This window comes from Actinomadura rifamycini DSM 43936, assembly GCF_000425065.1.
GTDB lineage: Bacteria > Actinomycetota > Actinomycetes > Streptosporangiales > Streptosporangiaceae > Spirillospora > Spirillospora rifamycini.
Map to the genome: position 1 here is coordinate 487911 of NZ_KE384300.1, position 21084 is coordinate 508994.

The 21084-nt window shown below is 75.1% G+C and carries 22 protein-coding genes and 1 riboswitch; of the genes, 21 read left to right on the top strand and 1 reads right to left on the bottom strand.

All coding sequences use genetic code 11. The features are described from left to right. Window positions 1–249: 249 nt before the first annotated feature. From mihF to metK, 5 genes are all read left to right on the top strand, one after another. Window positions 250–576: an integration host factor, actinobacterial type gene (mihF, locus tag H505_RS0135665; RefSeq protein WP_026405770.1), complete on the top strand. Its 327-nt coding sequence runs from the start codon at window positions 250–252 to the stop codon at window positions 574–576. 151 nt (window positions 577–727) lie between these two features. Further along, entirely contained in the window at window positions 728–1315 is a 588-nt protein-coding gene (gmk, locus tag H505_RS0135670) for a guanylate kinase (RefSeq protein WP_026405771.1), read from the top strand. A gap of 53 nt (window positions 1316–1368) precedes the next feature. Beyond that, window positions 1369–1623 (top strand): DNA-directed RNA polymerase subunit omega, encoded by a 255-nt coding sequence (rpoZ, locus tag H505_RS0135675; RefSeq protein WP_026405772.1) that lies wholly within the window; start codon window positions 1369–1371, stop codon window positions 1621–1623. A 103-nt stretch (window positions 1624–1726) separates the two neighbouring features. After that, complete coding sequence (coaBC, locus tag H505_RS0135680) at window positions 1727–2956, top strand: bifunctional phosphopantothenoylcysteine decarboxylase/phosphopantothenate--cysteine ligase CoaBC (protein WP_026405773.1); 1230 nt, start codon at window positions 1727–1729, stop codon at window positions 2954–2956. 117 nt (window positions 2957–3073) lie between these two features. Beyond that, complete coding sequence (gene metK, locus H505_RS0135685; RefSeq protein ID WP_026405774.1) at window positions 3074–4279, top strand: methionine adenosyltransferase; 1206 nt, start codon at window positions 3074–3076, stop codon at window positions 4277–4279. A gap of 52 nt (window positions 4280–4331) precedes the next feature. Here metK and H505_RS46520 read toward each other — a convergent pair whose 3' ends face one another. Continuing rightward, a complete protein-coding gene (locus H505_RS46520) occupies window positions 4332–5999 on the bottom strand; it encodes an MFS transporter (RefSeq protein ID WP_245592718.1) in 1668 nt (555 codons plus the stop codon). A 205-nt stretch (window positions 6000–6204) separates the two neighbouring features. Here H505_RS46520 and H505_RS0135695 point away from each other — a divergent pair, with 205 nt between their 5' ends. The 16 genes from H505_RS0135695 (at window position 6205) to H505_RS0135770 (ending at window position 21083) form a co-directional block, all read left to right on the top strand. After that, the gene (locus H505_RS0135695) at window positions 6205–8292 is read left to right on the top strand and encodes a primosomal protein N' (protein ID WP_084551182.1); all 2088 of its coding nucleotides are present in this window, start codon (window positions 6205–6207) and stop codon (window positions 8290–8292) included. Window positions 8293–8308: 16 nt separating this feature from the next. After that, complete coding sequence (locus H505_RS46525; protein WP_157433254.1) at window positions 8309–10090, top strand: hypothetical protein; 1782 nt, start codon at window positions 8309–8311, stop codon at window positions 10088–10090. A 67-nt stretch (window positions 10091–10157) separates the two neighbouring features. After that, window positions 10158–10703: a peptide deformylase gene (def, locus tag H505_RS0135705; protein WP_026405776.1), complete on the top strand. Its 546-nt coding sequence runs from the start codon at window positions 10158–10160 to the stop codon at window positions 10701–10703. Then, on the top strand, window positions 10703–11632 hold the full coding sequence (gene fmt, locus H505_RS0135710) for a methionyl-tRNA formyltransferase (protein ID WP_026405777.1): 930 nt from the start codon (window positions 10703–10705) through the stop codon (window positions 11630–11632). Before def ends, fmt begins: the two co-directional genes overlap by 1 nt. Further along, window positions 11632–13077 carry an RsmB/NOP family class I SAM-dependent RNA methyltransferase gene (locus H505_RS0135715; RefSeq protein WP_026405778.1) on the top strand — a complete coding sequence of 482 codons (1446 nt, stop codon included), beginning with the start codon at window positions 11632–11634 and terminating at the stop codon, window positions 13075–13077. Before fmt ends, H505_RS0135715 begins: the two co-directional genes overlap by 1 nt. Window positions 13078–13137: 60 nt before the next feature. After that, window positions 13138–14100, top strand: coding sequence for a phosphatase PAP2 family protein (locus H505_RS52590; RefSeq protein ID WP_051301526.1), 963 nt, complete (start codon window positions 13138–13140; stop codon window positions 14098–14100). A gap of 12 nt (window positions 14101–14112) precedes the next feature. After that, window positions 14113–14790, top strand: a complete 678-nt coding sequence (gene rpe / locus H505_RS0135725; protein WP_026405779.1) for a ribulose-phosphate 3-epimerase — start codon at window positions 14113–14115, stop codon at window positions 14788–14790. Window positions 14791–14795: 5 nt separating this feature from the next. Further along, window positions 14796–15431 carry an HAD-IA family hydrolase gene (locus tag H505_RS0135730; RefSeq protein WP_034521614.1) on the top strand — a complete coding sequence of 212 codons (636 nt, stop codon included), beginning with the start codon at window positions 14796–14798 and terminating at the stop codon, window positions 15429–15431. A 329-nt stretch (window positions 15432–15760) separates the two neighbouring features. Then, window positions 15761–15985 (top strand): hypothetical protein, encoded by a 225-nt coding sequence (locus H505_RS0135735; RefSeq protein WP_026405781.1) that lies wholly within the window; start codon window positions 15761–15763, stop codon window positions 15983–15985. After that, window positions 15982–16365, top strand: coding sequence for an STAS domain-containing protein (locus tag H505_RS46535; protein WP_051301527.1), 384 nt, complete (start codon window positions 15982–15984; stop codon window positions 16363–16365). The genes H505_RS0135735 and H505_RS46535 overlap by 4 nt, the downstream gene beginning before the upstream one ends. Before the next feature lie 135 nt (window positions 16366–16500). Next, window positions 16501–16631, top strand: a riboswitch (FMN riboswitch). A 71-nt stretch (window positions 16632–16702) separates the two neighbouring features. Next, on the top strand, window positions 16703–17296 hold the full coding sequence (locus tag H505_RS0135745; protein ID WP_026405782.1) for a riboflavin synthase: 594 nt from the start codon (window positions 16703–16705) through the stop codon (window positions 17294–17296). Continuing rightward, window positions 17293–17946, top strand: a complete 654-nt coding sequence (gene pnuC, locus H505_RS46540) for a nicotinamide riboside transporter PnuC (protein WP_034521343.1) — start codon at window positions 17293–17295, stop codon at window positions 17944–17946. The genes H505_RS0135745 and pnuC overlap by 4 nt, the downstream gene beginning before the upstream one ends. Beyond that, a complete protein-coding gene (locus H505_RS0135755) occupies window positions 17943–19214 on the top strand; it encodes a bifunctional 3,4-dihydroxy-2-butanone-4-phosphate synthase/GTP cyclohydrolase II (protein ID WP_084551184.1) in 1272 nt (423 codons plus the stop codon). Before pnuC ends, H505_RS0135755 begins: the two co-directional genes overlap by 4 nt. Continuing rightward, a complete protein-coding gene (gene ribH / locus H505_RS0135760; RefSeq protein WP_026405784.1) occupies window positions 19211–19723 on the top strand; it encodes a 6,7-dimethyl-8-ribityllumazine synthase in 513 nt (170 codons plus the stop codon). The genes H505_RS0135755 and ribH overlap by 4 nt, the downstream gene beginning before the upstream one ends. A gap of 45 nt (window positions 19724–19768) precedes the next feature. Continuing rightward, window positions 19769–20644, top strand: coding sequence for an ATP phosphoribosyltransferase (gene hisG / locus H505_RS0135765; RefSeq protein ID WP_026405785.1), 876 nt, complete (start codon window positions 19769–19771; stop codon window positions 20642–20644). Next, window positions 20637–21083: a PH domain-containing protein gene (locus H505_RS0135770; RefSeq protein WP_026405786.1), complete on the top strand. Its 447-nt coding sequence runs from the start codon at window positions 20637–20639 to the stop codon at window positions 21081–21083. The genes hisG and H505_RS0135770 overlap by 8 nt, the downstream gene beginning before the upstream one ends. The last annotated feature ends 1 nt before the right edge of the window (window position 21084 follow it).

A 21084-nucleotide genomic window follows, 5' to 3' on the forward strand; every position in this document is an offset into this window, starting at 1 on the left:
GGTACCTTCTGCCGCAAACCGGGCTGGAATGGGGGGTTTTTCACGATCTTTCGAAAGTCCCAGCAAGGTGCAGGGGTCGACTTCCGGACCGTCCAAGTTGTGTACACTCCGTATTGAGGACACTCCGGGGAGTGATTTTCGTGAATTTGTGGTGGGCTAAACGGCACTTCACGTTGCCTTATGGGGCAACAACTCGCTAGTTTCCCAACCCGTCCGACTCCGTCGAGTGGAAACCTGAGGTGACCCGGCGTGGCTCTTCCGCCCCTAACCCCCGAACAGCGCGCCGCAGCCCTGGAGAAGGCTGCCAAGGCCCGCAAGGAGCGGGCCGAGGTTAAGAACCGGCTCAAGCACGGGGGAACCTCGCTCGCCGAGGTTCTCAAGGAGGGTCAGTCCGACGACGTCATCGGGAAGATGAAGGTGTCGGCCCTCCTGGAATCGCTGCCCGGTGTGGGCAAGGTCCGTGCGAAGCAGATCATGGAGCGCCTGGGCATCGCCGAGTCCCGCCGCGTGCGGGGCCTCGGCGCCAACCAGCGCGCCTCCCTGGAGCGTGAGTTCGGCGGAAGTGCGAACCGCTGACGCGCGACTCACGGACGGGCGCGGCGGTCTGACCGCCGCGGCCGGCTCCGGGCTGCCCGGAAACGGGGCGCCGGGCACCGGGACGACCGGTGCCGGGCTCCCCGGCGGGCGCCCCGGCGCGGGCACCACCTCGTCCGACTCCGGCGCACCCATGACTGCGCCGGAAGGCTCCCCCACGCACGAACCGCTCGCCCGTCGGCTGACGGTCCTCTCCGGGCCGTCGGGCGTCGGCAAGAGCACGGTCGTCGCCGAGATCCGGCGCTCACACCCCCGGGTGTGGCTGTCGGTCTCGGTGACCACCCGGGCCCCCCGCCCGGGCGAGACGCACGGCGTGCAGTACTTCTTCGTCGACGACGCCGGTTTCGACCGGCTCGTCGCCGAAGGGGAGCTCCTCGAATGGGCCGAGTTCGCCGGGAACCGCTACGGCACCCCCCGCAAGCCCGTCGAGGAGCGGCTCGCCCGCGGCGAGCCCGTCCTGCTGGAGATCGACCTGCAGGGCGCCCGGCAGGTGCGGGGCACCATGCCGCAGGCGCAGCTGGTGTTCCTCGCGCCGCCGTCCTGGGAGGAGCTGGTCCGCCGCCTCACCGGCCGCGGCACCGAGCCGCCCGAGGTGATCGAACGGCGCCTGGACGCCGCCCGCGTCGAGCTCGCCGCCGAGAAGGAGTTCGACGTCACGCTCGTCAACACGTCCGTCCGGGACGTGTGCTCCGAGCTGCTAGCCTTGATGGCTGTTCAATGACCGAAGTCCGCCCTCCGGCGGACACGGCCCGCACCCTAGTGGAAGGCCACGGAGTGGCAGCCAGCAGCGAAGGCATCACCAACCCGTCGATCGACGAGCTCCTCGAGGTCGTCGACACCAAGTACGGCCTCGTGAGCATCGCGGCCAAGCGCGCCCGGCAGATCAACGCCTACTACGCCCAGCTCGGCGAGGGCCTGCTGGAGTACGTCGGGCCGCTCGTCGAGACCCAGGTGCAGGAGAAGCCCCTGTCCATCGCGCTCCGCGAGACGCGCGAGGGCCTCCTCAACGCCGAGCCCATCGAGGGCTGAGACCACCCGGGCCGCCCGCCGGAACCGGCGGCACGGCCCGAACGGACCGGGCGCCGCGCCTGGGGAGCGTGAGCCGGGCCGGTGAGCCGGGAGAGTGACAGCCATGAGCACCGGTAAGCCCCGCGTCGTCCTCGGCGTCGGCGCGGGCATCGCCGCGTACAAGGTGTGCGAGCTGCTGCGGCGGCTCACCGAGTCGGGCCACGACGTGCGCGTCGTCCCCACGGCGGACGCGCTGCGCTTCGTCGGCGAGCCCACCTGGGCGGCGCTGTCGGGCCACCCGGTGTCCCCGAACGTCTGGGACGGCGTCTCCGAGGTCCCGCACGTCCGGCTCGGGCAGACCGCCGACCTCGTGTTCGTCGCGCCCGCCACCGCCGACCTACTCGCCCGCGCCGCGCACGGCCTGGCCGACGACCTGCTCACCAACACCCTGCTCACCGCCCGCTGCCCGGTGGTGTTCGCGCCCGCGATGCACACCGAGATGTGGGAGCACCCCGCCACCCGCGACAACGTCGCGACGCTGCGGGCCCGCGGCGCGATCGTCGTCGAGCCCGCCTCCGGGCGGCTCACCGGCGCCGACACCGGCCCCGGGCGGCTGCCCGACCCCGCCGAGCTGTTCGAGGTCGCCCGCCGCGTCCTCGCGCGCGGCGACCGGGAGCGCGGCGACGCCGCGCGCGACCTCGCCGGACGGCACGTCGTGGTCTCCGCCGGCGGGACGCGCGAGGCGATCGACCCCGTCCGGTTCATCGGCAACCGCTCGTCCGGCCTGCAGGGGTACGCGCTCGCCCGCACCGCCGTCGCGCGGGGCGCCCGCGTCACGGTCGTCGCCGCCAACGTCGCCCTGCCCGACCCGGCCGGCGCCCGCGTCGTGCCCGTCGGGTCCGCGGAGGAGATGCGCAAGGCCGTCCTGGAGGCCGCCGGGGACGCCGACGCGGTCGTGATGGCCGCGGCCGTGGCCGACTTCCGGCCCGCCGCCTACCAGGGGTCGAAGATCAAGAAGACGCCGGGCGGCGAGCCGGAGCCGATCGCGCTCGTCAAGAACCCCGACATCCTCGCCGAGCTCGGCGAGCGCCGCCGCCCCGGCCAGGTGATCGTCGGGTTCGCGGCCGAGACCGACGACGTCCTCGCCAACGGCCGGGCCAAGCTCGTCCGCAAGCGCAGCGACCTCCTCGTCGTCAACCAGGTCGGCGAGAACCTCGCGTTCGGGACGCCCGACAACGCGGCGGTGGTGCTCGACGCGGACGGCTCCAGCGTCGACGTGCCGCGCGGCGCGAAGGAGGAACTGGCCGACACCGTGTGGGATCTGGTCGCCGCCCGCCTGAAACCTCGATCCTGATCGGTCCCGCTAGACTGCTGGGACCCTCGGGTCGCCCGGGCGAGGCGACCCCCGCCGAACCGAAGAACCATCCGTCCTGCGACGTCAGTCAGCAGCCGCTGCAAGGAGTTCACGTACGTGTCTCGCCGCCTGTTCACCTCCGAGTCCGTCACCGAAGGACACCCGGACAAGATCGCGGACCAGATCAGTGACGCGATCCTCGACTCGATGCTCAAGGACGACCCGACGAGCCGGGTCGCCGTCGAGACCATGATCACGACCGGCCAGGTGCACGTGGCCGGCGAGGTCACCACCGAGACCTACGTGGACATCCCGAGCATCATCCGGGAGAAGATCCTCGAGATCGGCTACGACTCGTCCAAGAAGGGCTTCGACGGCCACTCCTGCGGCGTGTCGGTGTCCATCGGCGCCCAGTCGCCCGACATCGCGCAGGGCGTCGACGACGCCTACGAGACCCGCTCGGGCGACGACCGCGACAAGCGCGGCGACGAGCTGGACCGGCAGGGCGCGGGCGACCAGGGCCTGATGTTCGGCTACGCCACCAACGAGACCCCCGAGCTGATGCCGCTGCCGATCACGCTGGCGCACCGGCTCGCGCAGCGGCTGTCGGCCGTCCGCAAGGAGGGCACCGTCCCCTACCTGCGCCCGGACGGCAAGACGCAGGTCACCATCGAGTACGACGGCGACCGCGGGGTCCGCCTCGACACCGTCGTCGTGTCGTCGCAGCACGCCCCCGACATCGACCTCAAGGAGCTCCTGACGCCCGACGTCAAGGAGCACGTGGTCGACCCGGTGCTGGCCGCGTTCGAGCTCGACACCGAGGGCTACCGGCTGCTGGTGAACCCGACCGGCCGCTTCGAGATCGGCGGCCCGATGGGCGACGCGGGCCTCACCGGCCGCAAGATCATCGTGGACACCTACGGCGGCATGGCCCGCCACGGCGGCGGCGCCTTCTCCGGCAAGGACCCGTCCAAGGTCGACCGCTCCGCCGCGTACGCGATGCGCTGGGTCGCCAAGAACATCGTGGCCGCCGGGCTCGCCGACCGCGCCGAGGTCCAGGTCGCCTACGCGATCGGCAAGGCGCACCCCGTCGGCGTGTTCGTCGAGACCTTCGGCACCGAGAAGGTCGACCCGGAGAAGATCGAGAAGGCCGTCGACGAGGTCTTCGACCTGCGTCCCGGCGCGATCGTCCGCGACCTCGACCTGCTCCGCCCGATCTACTCCCAGACGGCCGCCTACGGCCACTTCGGCCGTTCCGAGCCCGACTTCTCCTGGGAGTCCACGGACCGCGCGAAGGCGCTGGCCGCCGCCGCCGGACTCTGACGGACGCACCCGGCCCCGGACGCACCGCGCGTCCGGGGCCTTCGGCGCGCCCTCAGGACGGGCAGCGCGCGCCGTGCCGCAGGGCGCCGTACCGGGCCGCGAGCGTGTAGCGGCCCGCCGCCGGGGCCTCCAGCCGCACGAACCGGCCCTCGCGGCGCAGGCACGCGCCGCCGCCGACGTCCAGCCACGGCGACCAGGCGACCCGCACCGGCACCGACCCGGCGGCGGGCATGTCCACGACGAGCCGCCCCGCGTCCAGCCGCGCCACCGTGCCGGGCGCCCCCACCAGCGGCGTCGCGTGCCGCACGCGGAACAGCCGCCAGTGGTCGTCGCGCCACACCTCCGCCAGGTACGCCGGCTCCGACCGGACGAGCGCGGCCTCCTCCTCGGCCGCCCAGTCGACCTCCTGCGCCGGGAGCACCACCCACTTGACCGCCCACTCGTGCAGCCAGTCGCGGTACGACTCGGCGGTGAGCGCGCCCTCCTCGTAGAACAGCCCGTGCCGTTCTGCGTCGACCTGCCGGTTCCACCCCCGCGCCAGGACGAACCCGCGGGCCAGACCCGACGACTCCCAGTGCGACCGCAGCGGCACGACCTCGATGCGGCTCTCGTCCGCGTCCAGCGCCTCCAGCTCGGCGACGAGGCCGCGCGCGTGGTCGGCGGCGCGGGCCGCGGGCTCGGTGTGGACGAGGTCGTCCACGGGCTTCACGACCTGCCAGGCGGCCGTCACGACGAACGCCAGCGACAGCGCGGCCAGCCGCGCCCGGCCCCGCACGCACCCGACGGCGACCAGCAGGAACATGCCGCCGAACAGCAGCGACAGGCGCTCCACGTTGCTGCCCACCGGCGAGGGGATCAGCCACGTCAGCAGGATCCCGGCGAGGTACACGCCGGCGCCCAGCCGGACGAACCGCCACGTCGCGGGCGCGCAGACGAGGATCGCGAGGACGCTCGCCACCGTCGGGAGCACGATCGCGTCGAACGAGATCGGCTGCACCCCGCCGAACGGGAACAGCACGCTCGTCGTCCCGGACACCACCGGCAGCCCCGCCCCGACGGCGGCCGCGGCGCGGAACCGCCGGGTCAGCACCAGCGTGCCCGACAGCACCAGCAGGAACAGCCCCGCCACCGGGCTCGCCAGGGACGCGAGCAGGCTGCACGCGACCATTCCGGCGCCCCGCCGCGCGGGCGTGCCGCGCCGCGTGAACACCAGGGCGGTCGCCGCGAGCGCGAACGTCAGGCCGAGCCCGAACGTCGTCCGTCCGGAGGCGCTGTTGCAGGCCAGCGCGAACGCCGCCCACACCGCCGCGGGCAGCGCCACCGGCGCGCGGAACCGCACGAGCAGGTGCGCGGTCAGCACGGCCGACAGGACGCCCGTCACGGTCGCGACCGTCCGGATCCCGAACAGCGCCATCACGTACGGGGAGAGGACGCTGTAGGAGACGGGATGCATCCCGCCGTACCAGGAGAAGCTGTACGCGGCGCCGGGGTGCGCGGCGGCGAAGTCCGTCCAGGCGGCCTGCGCGGCGAGGTCGCCGCCCTCGGTCGCGAGCAGCAGCGCCCACGCCAGGTGCAGCACCAGGGCCGTCAGCGCCGCCGCCGTCACCGGATGCCGGGCGCTCGCGTACCGCCGCCACCCGGGCGCCGGCGGGCCGGGACGCCCCGCCCGCACGTCCCCGGCCAGGTCCTCCGCCCGCCCGGGCGCCCGCGCGACGCTCACGGGACCTGCCGGGACACGGTGGGGGAAAGGGGGAGGGGAGGCATCCGCCAATGATTCACGCAACCGCTCCCCGGCACAAAACGGACCGCTCGTCCCTTCCCTGCCCAGTCCGGGAAAGATCCCGCCTGTAGGCGGTGGGACGCGGGGGGCGCGGGCAGGGAGCGGTCCGGCGTCGGAGGTCGGAGGGGTCTGATAGGACGGGGACGTGACCAAGGCGGCCGGGGGAGACAGCGGGGGAGCGGAACTGATCCCCGGGCTCGCCGACCTGCCGCGGACGCCGGCGAAGACACCCGCCAAGACACCGGCGAAGCCGCCCAAGAAGGGCGCGAAGGCGCCCGCCGCGGAGCTGCCGGTCGCGCGGGTCGCCGTCGACATCCCGCTGCCGCACCTCGACCGGCCGTTCGACTACCTGGTGCCCGCGAAACTCGACGCCGAGGCGGTGCCCGGGTGCCGGGTGCGGGTCCGGTTCCGGGGCCAGCTCGTGGACGGCCTGCTGCTCGAGCGGGTCGCCGAGAGCGACCACCGGGGCGCCCTGATGTACGTGGAACGGGTCACATCGCCCGAACCGGTCCTCACTCCGCAGGTCGCCGCGCTGGCGCGGGAGGTCGCCGACCGGTACGCCGGGACGTTCGCGGACGTCGTGCGGCTCGCCGTCCCGCCGCGGCACGCCCGGGTCGAGGCCGAGCCGCCGCCGGACCCGCCGCCCCCGCTGGAGGAGGACGCGGGGCCGGGCCCGTGGGCCGAGTACCCGGCCGGGCCGTCGTTCCTCACCGCGCTGGCCGAGGGGCGGGCGCCGCGCGCGGTCTGGACGGCGCTGCCCGGGCCCCGCTGGACGGACGCGATCGCCCGGGCCGCCGCGACGGCGCTGCGCGCCGGGCGGGGCGCGCTGGTCGTGCTGGCGGACGGGCGCGACGTCGCGCGCGTGGACGCGGCGCTGGCCGAGGAGCTGGGGGAGGGGCGCCATGTCGCCCTCACCGCCGAGACCGGGCCCGCGGAGCGGTACCGCAGGTGGCTGGCGGTCCTGCGCGGCACGGCGCGCGCGGTCGTGGGGACGCGCGCGGCGATGTTCGCGCCCGTCGCCGACCTCGGCCTCGTCGTCCTGTGGGACGACGGCGACGACGTGCACGCCGAGCAGCACGCCCCCTACCCGCACCCGCGCGAGGTGCTGGCGCTGCGGGCGCACCGGTCGGGCGCGGCGGCGCTGTTCGGCGGGTTCACCCGGACGACCGAGGCGACCCGGCTGGTCGAGACCGGCTGGGCGCACGCGCTCGCCCCCGACCGGGCGCGGATCCGGCAGGTCATGCCGCGCGTCCGGTTCGCGGGGGAGGACGGGGAGCTGGCGCGGGACGCCGCCGCCCGCACGGCGCGGCTGCCGAACATGGCGTTCCAGGCGGCCCGGCGCGCCCTCGACGGCGGGCCGGTGCTGGTGCAGGTGCCGAGGCGCGGGTACGTGCCGGGGCTGGCGTGCGTCCGGTGCCGGACGCCCGCGCGGTGCGGCGCCTGCCAGGGGCCGCTGGCGCTGCCGTCGTCGCACGCCGCGCCGTACTGCCGGTGGTGCGGGCGGATCGCGGGCGACTGGCGGTGCGGGGAGTGCGGGTCCCCGCGGCTGCGCGCGATGGTGGTGGGCGCCAAGCGGACGGCCGAGGAGCTGGGCCGCGCGTTCCCCGGGGTGCCGGTGCGCACGTCGGGGCGGGACGCGGTCCTCGACCGGATCGGCCCGGAGCGGGCCCTGGTGGTGGCGACGCCGGGCGCGGAGCCGGCCGCCGAGGACGGGTTCGCGGCCGCGCTGCTGCTGGACGGCTGGGTCCTGCTGGGCCGCCCGGACCTGCGGGCCGCCGAGGAGGCGCTGCGCCGCTGGATGAACGCGGCGGCGCTCGTCCGCCCCGGGGGGCCGGTGGTCGTGGGGGCGGACGGGACGCTGCCGCCGGTGCAGGCGCTCGTCCGGTGGGACCCGGTGACGTTCGCGGAGCGGGAGCTGGCCGAGCGCCGCGAGGCGGGGTTCCCGCCGGCGGTGCGGATGGCGTCGCTGACCGGCGCGCCCGCCGCGATCCGCGAGCTGCTGGCCGACGCGCGCCTCCCGGACGGCGCGGAGGTGCTGGGGCCCGTGCCGGTGGCGGCGGCGCCCGGCGGGCAGCGGGCCGAGGGCCCCGAGCGGGAGCGCGCGCTCGTCCGCGTCGCGCCGCGCGACGGTGCGGCGCTGGCGCGCGCGCTGAAGGAGGCCCGCGGCGTTCGCAGTGCGCGGAAAGCGGCGGAGGCCGTACGCGTCGAGATCGACCCCCTGGAGCTGATCTGACCAATAGGGTGATCCGGTGGCCGATAACTGGGTGGAGTCGACCGACCGCGACCTGCGGCGGTGGGCGGACGAGCGCGGAGAGAAGCTCGACGAGCAGGGCACGCGGATCCTGCTGGAGCTGATGCGGGACGAGCTGGGACTGCCGGGCCCGGGGGAGCTGACCCCCGAACGGCTCCGGAGCCTCCTGCTGGAGGTGTTCCCCGAGGCGGTCGTCGCGGCCGCCGACGACGTCCCCACCGTGCTGGCGGCGCTGCGCGGCGTCGTCGCGTACCTGCGCGACTCCGGGGCGGTCACCGCGCCGGACGCGGCCGCGCTGGAGATGGAGATCGACCGCGCCGCGCCCGAGTTCACCGAGATCGTCGGCGACTTCGACGCCGCCGAGCAGCAGGCCGCCGCGGAGGTCGTGGCGGGGCTGATGCGGGCCGACGGCGTCGCCATGGACGACCGGGAGGCCGTGGAGAGCTGGGTGCGCGAGTTCGACAGCCTCCCGGAGGCGGAGCGGTTCGCGCGCACCGAGGAGTACCTGCGGGAGGTCGAGGAGCGCGTCGTCCCGCCGGTGCGGATCGCGCCGGAGGCCGAGCTGGCCGCGGCGGCGCGCGCGTCCCGGCTCACCGCGGCGGTCGTCGCGCTGGCCGAGTGGACGGGCGAGCGGGAGCTGACCGAGCACGAGACCCTCACCGACGGCGACGCCGCGGAGGCGCGCCGCGTCCTCGGGCTGAAGGCGCCGGACGACGGGGGCGACGGCGAGCTGGAGCGGCTCTGGTGGGCGGCGGCCGCCGCCGAGGCGATCGACGTCGAGGGCGGCCGCGCCGCGCCCGGCGCGGCGCTGGCGGGGCTGCGGTCCGCCGACGACGCCGTGCTGCTGGCCGCGTGGCTGCCGCTGTTCGACGCCGTCGCGGTGCCCGAGCACGACTACGAGGACGGGCTCGACGCCGGCGAGCTGGTGCAGAACGCGCTGACCGGCGTCCTGATCCACCTGTACGAGCAGGACGAGCCGACCCCGCCGGACGAGCTCGTCGCCGCGATGATCGACCACATCGGGGAGCAGTACGTGGTCGAGGAGGAGGGCGCGGCGATGTCGCGGCTCCTCGCCGACGCGTTCCGCCGCGAGCTGGACGTCCTGGCGGAGTGGGGGATCGTCGAGCCGGCCGGGGACGCGGGCGGCCGCGCGCTGACGCCGCTCGCCGTGTGGGCCGTCCGGGAGCTGCTGGTGGCCGACGGGTTCCTGGCGCCGGTCGTCGGCGACCTGGCGGACGCGACGGCGGCGGAGCTGGTCGCGGGCCTCGTCTGGCATCGCCCCGACACGGCCGACGAGGAGATCGGCGGCTGGCTGGACGGCCGGGACGCGTCCGCGGCCGCCGCGGAGCTCCTCGACGTCATGCGGACCGGCGGTCCGGGCGCCCGCAGCCTCGCGGCGTCCGTCCTGCACCGCATCGGCGCGGAGGCCGCGCCCGTCGTGCGCGCCGCGGCCGGGCATCCGCTCGCCGCGCCGTACGCGGCGATGTGGCTTTCGGCGGCGGGCGACCCGGAGGGCCGGGAGCTGACCCGCGGCGAGTACCTGTGGGTGTTCGTCGACACCGTCGCCGGGATGATGGAGGCCGCCGACCCGGCCGAGGCCGTCGAGGCCGCGCTCGCCGACGTCCCGGCGGACGCCGACATGGCGGCCATGGTGGACGAGCTGTGGCGGATCGAGCACCCGGACCTGGTCGAGGTGCTGGAGGCCCTCGGGGACCACCACCCCGACCGGACCGTCGCGAAGACCGCCCGCACCGCCGCCTACAAGGCGCGATCCGCCTGACGCCTCCGTAAACTGGACGGTACGTCCCACGATCGAGCGTTCGACCCTGCAGGAAACGGAGCCCTCCTTGGCCGTCAAGCCCATCCGCCTCTTCGGCGACCCCGTGCTGCGCACCCCCGCCGAGCCGGTGAAGGACTTCGACAAGGAGCTGCGCAAGCTCGTGAAGGACCTCACCGACACGATGATCGACGCCCCCGGGGCGGGGCTGGCCGCGCCGCAGCTCGGCGTCGGCCTGCGGGTGTTCACCTACTACGTGGACGACCGCCTCGGGCACGTCGTCAACCCCACCCTCGACCTGTCGGACGAGCAGGAGACCGACGACGAGGGCTGCCTGTCGCTGCCCGGCCTGGCGTTCCCGACGCCCCGCGCCGTCGGGGTCGTCGCGAAGGGCTTCAACATGCACGGGGAGCCGATCACGCTGGAGGGCACGCACCTGCTGGCGCGCTGCGTCCAGCACGAGACCGACCACCTGGACGGCGTGCTGTTCATCGACCGGATGGACCCGGAGCAGCGCAAGGCCGCGATGAAGGCGATCCGCGAGGCCGAGTGGTTCGGCGAGCCGGCGCCGGTCGTGAAGGAGTCGCCGCACCGCACGCTCGGGAAGGCGCTCTGATGAAGCTCGTCTTCGCGGGCACGCCCGGCACGGCGCTGCCGTCGCTGGACGCGCTGCTGGCCTCCGACCACGAGGTCGCCGCCGTCGTCACCCGGCCGGACGGGCGGTCGGGCCGGGGCCGCCGCGTCACCGCGAGCCCCGTCGCCGAGCGCGCCGCCGCCGCCGGGATCGAGGTGCTCAAGCCGGCGAAGGCCCGCGACCCCGAGTTCCTCGACCGGCTGCGGGAGATCGCCCCCGACTGCTGCCCGGTCGTCGCCTACGGGGCGCTGCTGCCCCGGGAGGCGCTCGACATCCCCCGGCACGGCTGGGTGAACCTGCACTTCTCGCTGCTGCCCGCGTGGCGCGGCGCGGCGCCCGTCCAGCGCGCCATCCTGCACGGCGACGACGTGACGGGCGCGGCCACGTTCGAGATCGAGGAGGGGCTCGACACCGGCCCGGTGTACGGGGTGCTGACCGAGCCGATCCGGCCGGACGACACCTCCGGCGACCTGCTCGGACGCCTCGCCGTCGCGGGCGCGGGCCTGCTGCTGGACACGATGAACGGCATCGAGGCGGGGGTGCTGGAGGCGCGCCCGCAGCCGGGCGAGGGCGTGTCGCACGCCCCGAAGCTCACCCCCGGCGACGCCCGCGTCGACTGGACGTCCCCGGCGCGGCACGTCGACCGGCTCGTCCGCGCGTGCACGCCCGCGCCGGGCGCGTGGACGGAGTTCCGGGACGCGCGGCTGAAGCTCGGCCCCGTCCGCCCGGCGCCGCCCGACGCGGCGCCGCTGCCGCCGGGGCGGCTGCGGGCGGGCAAGGCGGAGGTGCTGGTCGGGACGGCCACGCACCCGGTCGTCCTCGGCGAGGTCCAGCCGCCCGGCAAGCGGCCGATGCCCGCCGCCGACTGGGCGCGGGGCGCCGCCATCGACGGTGAGGACGCGCTGCACTGATGCCGCACACCACCCGCGGACACGGCGGAAACCGGAACGGCCGCGGCCGGGGCCGGGGCGACGGCGGCGCCGGGCGGCGCCCCGGCGGCCCGCGCCGCACCGGACGCCCGCAGGACCTCGTCCGCCGCACCGCCTTCGACGTCATCCGCGCCGTCGAGACCCGCGACGCCTACGCCAACCTGCTGCTGCCGGCCCGGCTCCGCGACCGCGACCTCACCGGGCGCGACGCCGCGCTCGCCACCGAGCTGACCTACGGGACGCTGCGCGGCCGCGGCACCTACGACGCGGTCCTGGCGCTGTGCAGCGACCGCGAGCTGCGCCGCATCGACGCCCCGCTGCTGGACGTCCTGCGGCTCGGCGCCCACCAGATCCTCGCGACCCGCATCCCGCCGCACGCCGCCGTCGGCACGACCGTGGAGCTGGCGCGCTCGGTCGCGGGGCCCGGCCAGGCGAAGTTCGCGAACGCGGTGCTCCGCAAGGTCGCCGGGCGCGACCTCGCCGGCTGGCTCGCGATCGTCGCGCCGCCGGACGCCGAGCCGGTCGCGCGGCTGTCGGTCGCGCACAGCCACCCGAAGTGGATCGTGTCGGCGCTGCGCGACGCCGTGGGCGCCGCCGAGATCGAGGACCTGCTCGCCGCCGACAACGCCCGCCCGCGGGTGACGCTCGTCGCCCGCCCCGGCCGCGCCGAGGTCGCCGAGCTGGTCGAGGCGGGCGCCGAACCGGCCCCGTTCTCGCCGTACGGCGCCGTCCTGCCGGACGGCGACCCGTCCGCCGTCGCCGCCGTCCGGGAGGGCCGCGCCGCCGTCCAGGACGAGGCGAGCCAGCTCGTCGCGCTCGCGCTCGCCGAGGTCCCGGTGGAGGGGCGCGACGCGCGCTGGGCCGACGTCTGCGCGGGCCCGGGCGGCAAGGCGGGCCTGCTGTCGGCGGTCGCGACGCGGCGGGACGCGCGGCTGGTCGCCGCCGACGTCCAGCCGCACCGGGCGGGCCTCGTGCGGGGCGCCGTGGACGGCCGCGCCGGGGTGCTCGCCGCCGACGGCACCGCGCCGCCGTGGCGGCCCGGCGCCTTCGACCGGGTCATGGTGGACGCGCCCTGCACCGGCCTCGGCGCGCTGCGGCGCCGCCCGGAGGCCCGGTGGCGGCGCGGTCCCGAGGCGGTCGCCGAACTCGGCCCGCTGCAGCGGCGGCTGCTCGCGGCCGCGCTCGACGCGACCCGGCCGGGCGGGGCGGTGGCCTACGTCACGTGCTCGCCGCATCTCGCGGAGACCCGCGTCGTGGTGGACGACGTCGTCCGCGAGCACGGCGGCGCCGAGCGGCTCGACGCGCCGGCCGTCCTGGCGGGGATCGCGCCGGGCCTCGCCGGCCTGGGCGACGGCCCGTACGCGCAGTTCTGGCCGCACCGGCACGGCACCGACGCGATGTTCCTGGCACTCCTGCGCCGGGTCTGACGTTCACCCTGACGAGGGCCCGGGTTCGCCGTCCAGCCCGGCCGCCGAGGAGGGGGGTCCGTGCTCACCGGCTTCATGCACGCGGTCTCGGCCGCGGGGAGCGCGGCCTTCTACGTCCCGCTGCTGGTGCTTTTGTACTGGTGTGTCGCACCGCGGCTCGCGGCGCGCGGCGCGGTGCTCCTGCTGCTGAGCGCGGTCCTGAACACGCTGCTCAAGCTGGTGTTCCACGATCCGCGGCCGTTCTGGACGGACCCGTCGGTCGAGGGGCTCGCGGCGCACTCGTCGTTCGGGATGCCGTCCGGCCACGCCCAGAACGGGATCGTCGCGTGGGGGTTCCTGGCGTCGCGGGCGCGGCGGCCGCTGCCGTGGGCGGGCGCCGTCGTCATGATCGTCCTGATCGGTGTCTCCCGCGTGTACCTGGGCGCGCACTCGGTGTGGCAGGTGCTGGCGGGCTGGGCGATCGGCGGGGCGCTGCTGCTGCTCGCGCTGACGGCCGGCCCCGCCGTGGTCGCGTGGTGGGGGCGGCAGCGCGTGCTCGCCCAGACGCTGCTGTCCCTGGGGGCGTCCCTGCTGCTGCTGGGCGTCACCTGGGTCGCGTTCCAGCCCGTCGAGGACTTCCGCTACCCCGCCGAGTGGCGGCGGGCCATCATCGAGGCCGGGGGCGACATCGAGGCGCCGAGCCTCACCCAGGCGGCCATGATCACCGGCGCCCTGGCCGGGCTGCTCGCCGGCCTGTCCATCGCCGCGCGGCGCGGCCTGCCCGGCCCCGGCGGGACGGTCCCGCGCGGCCTCGCCCGGATCGGTGTCGGCGTCGCGGGCGCCCTGCCGCTGCTCGCGCTGAACCTGCCGTTCGGGGGCCCGGACCCGGCCCGGGCGTTCGCCGTCCAGGCGCTCGTCGCCCTGTGGGTGACGGCCGGGACGGCCGCGGCGTTCGGCCGCCTGGGCCTCGCGGAGCGGGCGCGGCCCGATGTCGCCCCCGCCGTCACCCGACCGGGTGACGGACCGCCCGGCCCCCGGCAATAGACTCGTCGCATCATGGCTCCGCAGATCTCACCCAGCATCCTGTCCGCCGACTTCGCCCGACTGGCGGAGGACGTCGCGCGCATCGCCGACTCCGCCGACTGGGTGCACGTGGACGTCATGGACAACCACTTCGTCCCGAACCTCACCCTCGGGCTCCCGGTCGTCCGGTCGCTGCTCGAGAGCAGCGCTCTCCCGCTCGACTGCCACCTCATGATCGAGGACCCCGACCGCTGGGCCCCCCAGTACGCCGAGGCGGGCGCGGGCAGCGTCACCATCCACGCCGAGGCCGCCAAGGCCCCGATCCGCACCCTGCGCGCCATCCGCGCCGCCGGGGCGCGCGCGGGCCTCGGGGTGAACCCGGCCACGCCCGTCGACGGCTTCGAGGACCTCCTCGGCGAGATCGACATGCTGCTGCTGATGACCGTCGAGCCGGGCTTCGGCGGCCAGAAGTTCCTCGACGTCGTGCTGCCGAAGGTGCGCCGCGCCCGCGAGCTGATCAAGGGCCGCGACCTGCCGGTCTGGCTGCAGGTCGACGGCGGCGTCAGCGCCGAGACGATCGAGCGGTGCGCCGAGGCGGGCGCCGACGTGTTCGTCGCGGGCAGCGCCGTCTACGGCGCCGACGACCCGGCCGAGGCCGTCCGCCGCCTGCGCGGCCAGGCGGAGGAGGCGACCGCCAAGGCCGACTGGTGACGGGCGTGACGCGCCTGCCGTGCGCCGCCGTCCTGTTCGACGTGGACGGCACCCTGATCGACTCCACGCCCCTCGTCGAGCACGCGGCCCGGCGGTGGGCGCCCGAGTACGGCATCGACGCCGACGTGTTCCTCGCCGGTTCGCACGGCCGCCGCACCGGCGACCGCATCGCCGACTTCCTGCCGCCGGACCGCGTCGCCGAGGCCGCCGCGCGCCTCGACGCCCTGGAGGCGGCCGGGACCGACGGCATCACCGCCCTCCCCGGCGCCGTCGACCTCCTCACGGGCATGGACGGGCTGCCCTGGGCGCTCGTCACGTCCATGGACCGCGGGCAGCTCGCCGCCCGCGCCGCCGCCGCGCGGATCCCGCTGCCCGACGTGGTGGTCACCGCGGAGGACGTCCGGCACGGCAAGCCCGACCCCGCCGGCTACCTGCGCGCCGCCGGGCTGCTCGACGCCGACCCGGCCGCGTGCGTGGTCGTCGAGGACGCCCCCGCCGGGGTGGCGGCCGGGCGCGCCGCGGGCGCGACCGTCGTCGCCGTCACGACCAGCCATCCGCGCGAGGCCCTGGGCGAGGCCCACCACGTCATCGAGGGCCTGACGGCCGTCGCGCCGGGCCCGGACGGCCTCACCCTCGCCTGACGGCCCTCGCCTGCCCGCGGAGCGCCCGGCCGCGCACGTCCGGCCGCGCACGTCCGGCTGCGGGCGCGCGGCGGCGAAGCGACGACGGTGGGCCTCCACCGCCGCCGCTCCCCCCGCATCGACGCCGGGCCACCCGGCGGAAGGGGCGGCCGGGACCGGCGGAGTCACGCGCCGCCGCCGTCCCGCCGGCCTCCCTCGGGTTCGCCGACCGCGCAGACAACAACTAGCGTGAAAGTTGCCATAGGGCAACAGAGTCCGCCGCGCGGCGGGTTCCCGCGGAATCCGGCCGAAACGCGGTACGGGCGGGAACCGGAGGGCATTTCACCGTCATGAGACTGCGTTCCCCGGGTGCGACCGTTCCGGACGGCGCCGCCCGGACCGCGTGGCGGTCCCGAAGCGGCGGGGGCGGGCCCGGGGCCCCGGAGACCGTCACCGGAAGCCACGGCGAGGCGGCGTTCCTCGCCACGACCGCGTCCCCGGGCCCGGCGGGCGCCGGCGGCCGCGCCGGGCCCGGCACGCGCCCGTCCCGGACGGACGAGGAGGGAGAACCGTGAGCATCGCGCTGGACGTGACCGTCGTCGAGCGGCACGGACCGATCGCCGTGCTGGCCGTCGCGGGCGAACTCGACCTGAACAACGGCCCGCTGCTGGCCGACGCGGCGCTGGACGCCGCGGGCCAGGGGCACCCGCACGTGGTCCTGGAGCTGTCGCGGGTGCCGTTCTGCGACTCCAGCGGCCTGAACGCGCTCATCCGGCTCTACCGCCGGCTGCGCGCCGAGCAGGGCTCGCTGACGCTGGCCGCGGTGCCCGCCCGCCTCACCCGGCTGCTGAGCATGACCGGCATCGACCGGATCATCCCCGCGCACGCGGACGTCCCGGAGGCGGTGGAGGCGCTGCGGGCCGCGGCGGACCAGACCGACGCGGAGGCCCGCTGACCTGCCTTTTCTCCGTTCCGCGGGGCGGTCGGCCCGCCCTCCGGCGTGCCCGTGGAGGGCGGGCGCGGCCCCGGTCGTGGCGATTTTCACAGAAGCGGGGAATGCGAGGCATGGCACACTGGTTGGCAAGCATGAACGCGTGCTCCGGGGTCGGTGCAATTCCGAACCGGCGGTGACAGTCCGCGACCCGGCCGAAACCATCGGCCGGTTGACCCGGTGGAACTCCGGGACCGACGGTGAAAGTCCGGATGGGAGGCAGCGCGCGGTACGCCCCTGTTCAGGGGTGTAGTGGGCATATCTGCCGTACCCCGGAGCCTTTCGAGTAGGAGGCCCGGGAGTGTTCACCGGCATCGTCGAGGAGCTCGGCGAGATCGCGTCGATCGAGCCCCAGGGGGACTCGGTCGCGCTCGCGATCCGCGGCCCCCTCGTCACCCAGGACGCCGTCCACGGCGCGTCGATCGCGGTCAACGGCGTCTGCCTCACGGTCGTGGACGTCCGGGACGGCGTCTTCACCGCCGACGTCATCAAGGAGACCCTCGACAAGTCGAGCCTCGGCGCGCTCGAACCGGGCTCGAAGGTGAACCTGGAGCGTCCCGTCCGGCTGTCCGACCGGCTCGGCGGGCACCTCGTCCAGGGCCACGTGGACGGCGTGGGCGCGATCATCTCCCGGGAACCGGGCGAGCGCTGGGACGTCGTCACGGTGTCCCTGCCGGCCGACCTGGGCCGCTACCTCGTCGACAAGGGCTCGATCACGGTGGACGGCATCAGCCTCACCGTCGTCGAGGCCGGCGCCGACCGGTTCAGCGTCGCGCTGATCCCGACGACGCTCGCGCTCACCACGCTCGGCCGCAAGGAGCCCGGCGACCCGGTGAACCTCGAGGTCGACGTCGTCGCCAAGTACGTCGAGCGCATGCTGGGCGACCGCGCATGAGCTGGCTCGACGCGAGCTTCACCGTCTTCGGCGAGCACGTCCTGTGGACCGATCTCATCGGCAACGCGCTCTCCCTCGCCGTCGTGTGGCTCGCGATGCGCAAGACGATCTGGACGTGGCCGGTGCAGCTCACCGGCGCGCTCCTGCTCCTCGCGGCGTCCCTGCACGCCGACGTCCCCGGCAACGCGCTCAAGCAGGTGCTGTTCTGCGGCCTGGCCCTCTACGGGTGGCACCGCTGGACGAGCGGGCGGCGCGGCGGCGAGGGGCTCGTCGTCCGGCAGGCCACGGCCCGCGAGCGGATCGTGCTGGTCGCGGTGCTGCTGCTCGGCACCGCGGTCGTCGCTCAGCTGTTCACCCACCTGGCCTGGCTGGAGATCGCCTGGTCGCCGTGGGCGAACGCGTACATCTTCGTCGGCAGCGCGGTCGCGACGTTCGCGCAGAGCCGCGCACTGGTCGACTTCTGGGTCGTGTGGGTACTGGTCGACCTCGTCGGCGTCCCGCTGGCCCTCCAGTCCGGGCTGTACGTCTCCGGCGCCGTCTACGGGATCTTCTTCGTGATGGTGATGGCCGGGCTCCGCAACTGGCTCCGCGAGTCCCGGGAGGTCCGGGCCCCGCGCACAACCCCCGAGGACAAGGCGGTGACCGCATGAGCGGCAACGGGACCATCGACAACGGGATCATCGGCAACGGGACCGTCGGCAACGGAAACGGCGTCTTCGACGACATCGAGGCGGCGGTCGCCGACATCGCGGCGGGACGTCCCGTCGTGGTCGTCGACGACGAGGACCGCGAGAACGAGGGCGACATCATCTTCGCCGCCGCCAAGGCGACGCCGGAGCTGCTGACGTTCACGATCCGCCACACCAGCGGGGTCATCTGCGTCCCGATGGAGGGCGCCGACCTCGACCGGCTGCAGATCCCGCTGATGACCGCGCAGAACACCGAGCGGATGCGCACCGCCTACACCGTCAGCGTCGACGCCCGCGACGGCGTCACCACCGGCATCTCCGCCGCCGACCGCGCGAAGACGATCCGGGCGCTGTGCGACTCGGCGTCCGAGCCGCGCGACCTCGTCCGTCCCGGGCACATCTTCCCGCTGCGCTACCGCGAGGGCGGCGTGCTGCGGCGGCGCGGCCACACCGAGGCCGCCGTCGACCTCGCCCGGATGGCGGGCCTCGCCCCGGCGGGCGTCCTCGCCGAGGTCGTCAACGAGGACGGCACCATGGCGCGCCTCCCCGAACTGCAGGTGTTCGCCAAGGAGCACGGCCTCAAGCTGATCTCCATCGAGCAGCTCGTCGACCACCGGCGCCGCACCGAGCCGCTCGTCACCCGGGTCGTGGAGACCCGGCTGCCCAACCGGTACGGGACGTGGCGCGCCGTCGGGTTCTCCAGCGCCGTGGACGGCGGCGAGCACGTCGCGCTCGTCCTCGGCGACCTCGGGGACGGCGCCGACGTGCTGGTCCGCGCGCACTCCGAGTGCCTCACCGGGGACGTCCTGCACTCCGAGCGGTGCGACTGCGGCACCCAGCTCGACGCCGCGATGGAGCGCATCGCGCAGGAGGGCCGCGGCGTCGTGCTGTACCTGCGCGGCCACGAGGGCCGCGGCATCGGCCTGCTGGCCAAGCTGCGCGCCTACGCCCTCCAGGACGCCGGCTCCGACACCGTCGACGCCAACCTGGAGCTCGGCCTGCCCGCCGACGCGCGCGAGTACTCAAACGCCGCGCACATGCTGCGCGACCTGGGCGTACGCTCGATACGGGTGCTCACCAACAACCCGGCGAAGCTCCGCGGCCTGCACGGCTTCGGCCTGGACGTGCTGGACCGCGAGCCCATGCCGGTGGTGGTCACCGAAGACAACCGGCGCTACCTGACGGTCAAGCGCGACCGTCTCGGACACGACATCGAGGGACTCTCATGAGCGGCGCGGGACGCCCCGAGGACACCGTCGTCGACGCGGCCGGGCTCACGCTCGGCGTCGTCTGCACCCGCTGGCACGAGCCGATCACCGACCCGCTGCTGGAGCGGTCGCTCGCGGCCGCGAAGGCGTGCGGGATCGACCAGCCCGTGGTCGTCCGCGTCGCGGGCGCGCTGGAACTGCCCGTCGTGGCGCAGCAGCTCGCCCGCGACCTGGACGCCGTCGTCGTCCTCGGCGCGGTCATCCGGGGCGAGACGGCCCATTTCGACTACGTGTGCGACTCGGTGACGGCCGGTGTGACACGCGTCGCGCTCGACGAGTCGACTCCGGTGGGCAACGGAGTCCTCACATGTGACACCATTGAGCAGGCAATGCAGCGCAGCGGGCTGCCCGGCAGCCGCGAGGACAAGGGATGGGAGGCGACTGTGGCCGCACTCGACACGGCACTGACCCTGCGAGGTCTGCGGCATCACGGTCACGCCGGGTACGGCCTGGAGCATTCGGGCTCCTGAACGTCCCCGGAATCCCGTAACGCATCCCATCGAAAGGCAACTTCCGTGCTGTCACTCGTCCTGCCCAAGGGGTCGCTGGAGAAGGCGACCATGCAGCTGTTCGACGCCGCCGACCTCACCGTCCGGCGCGCCTCGGACCGCGACTACCGCGCCTCCATCGACGACCCGCGCATCGACCGCGTCCGCGTCCTGCGGCCGCAGGAGATTCCGACCTACCTCGAACAGGGCCTGTTCGACCTCGGCATCACCGGCCGCGACTGGATCACCGAGACCGACTCCGACGTCGTCAGCCTCGGCGAGCTGAAGTACTCCAAGGCCACGTCCAACCCGGTCCGCGTGATCATGGCGGTGCCCGAGGACGCGCCCTGGCAGAGCGTGTCCGACCTGCCCGAGGGCGTCCGGATCTCCACCGAGTTCCCCGCGATGACCGAGCGCTTCCTCGAGAAGCACGGCGTGAAGGCCCGGGTCGTCCCGTCCTACGGGGCGACCGAGGCGAAGGTCCCCGACATCGTCGACGCGATCGTCGACCTCACCGAGACCGGCTCGTCGCTGCGCAAGAACGGCCTGCGGATCCTCGACACGCTCCTCACGAGCTACACCGAGCTGGTCGCCAACCGCGAGGCGTACGAGGACGCGCAGAAGCGCGCCGCGATGGAGGACGTCGCCCTCCTGCTGCAGGGTGCGATCCGCGCGCGGGGCAACGTCCTGCTCAAGCTGAACGTCGCGCAGTCCGACCTCCAGGCCGTCCTGGACATCATGCCGTCGATGTCGTCGCCCACGGTCACGTCGCTCGCGGGGGGCGAGTCCAACGCGGTCGAGTCGGTCGTCGCCAAGCGCGGCGTGAACACGCTGATCCCGGCGCTGAAGGCCGCGGGCGCCCACGACATCCTCGAAATCCCCATCTCCAAGATCGTTGACTGAGACCCCGGCCCTGCCGACCGCGTGGCGTCCCCGCACCACCCGGCTCGTCGCCTACGCCACGGCGGGCGCGATCATCCTGGCGATGATCGTGCTCGCCGTGTTCGTGGCACCCCAGTTCACCGTCGTCGACCGCGTCCTGATGGTGCTGTTCGGCCTCGGCCTCGCGTGGGTCCTGCACATGCTGGCCCGCTGCCGCGTCACGGCGGACGAGGCGGGCCTCACGGTCGTCAACGCGTTCCGCACCCGGCGCCTCGAGTGGCCCGAGGTCCTCGACGTCACGATGACCGTCGGCGACCCCTGGCCGCGCCTCGACCTGTCCGACGGCACCGCGCTCGGCGTGATGGGCATCAACGGCGCCGAGAAGAAGCTCGCCGCCCGCCAGGTCGCCGAGCTGGCCGCGCTCCTCAAGGCCCGCGCCGAGGCGCCCGACCCCGACTGAC

Excerpts from the sequence above, each read along its gene's own strand:
- H505_RS0135755 (WP_084551184.1), top strand. The coding sequence starts at position 17,943 with ATGAGCGGCAACGGGACCATCGACAACGGGATCATCGGCAACGGGACC.
- H505_RS0135735 (WP_026405781.1), top strand. The coding sequence starts at position 15,761 with ATGAGACTGCGTTCCCCGGGTGCGACCGTTCCGGACGGCGCCGCCCGG.
- fmt (WP_026405777.1), top strand. The coding sequence starts at position 10,703 with ATGAAGCTCGTCTTCGCGGGCACGCCCGGCACGGCGCTGCCGTCGCTG.
- gmk (WP_026405771.1), top strand. The coding sequence starts at position 728 with ATGACTGCGCCGGAAGGCTCCCCCACGCACGAACCGCTCGCCCGTCGG.
- pnuC (WP_034521343.1), top strand. The coding sequence starts at position 17,293 with ATGAGCTGGCTCGACGCGAGCTTCACCGTCTTCGGCGAGCACGTCCTG.
- rpe (WP_026405779.1), top strand. The coding sequence starts at position 14,113 with ATGGCTCCGCAGATCTCACCCAGCATCCTGTCCGCCGACTTCGCCCGA.
- ribH (WP_026405784.1), top strand. The coding sequence starts at position 19,211 with ATGAGCGGCGCGGGACGCCCCGAGGACACCGTCGTCGACGCGGCCGGG.
- H505_RS0135715 (WP_026405778.1), top strand. The coding sequence starts at position 11,632 with ATGCCGCACACCACCCGCGGACACGGCGGAAACCGGAACGGCCGCGGC.
- coaBC (WP_026405773.1), top strand. The coding sequence starts at position 1,727 with ATGAGCACCGGTAAGCCCCGCGTCGTCCTCGGCGTCGGCGCGGGCATC.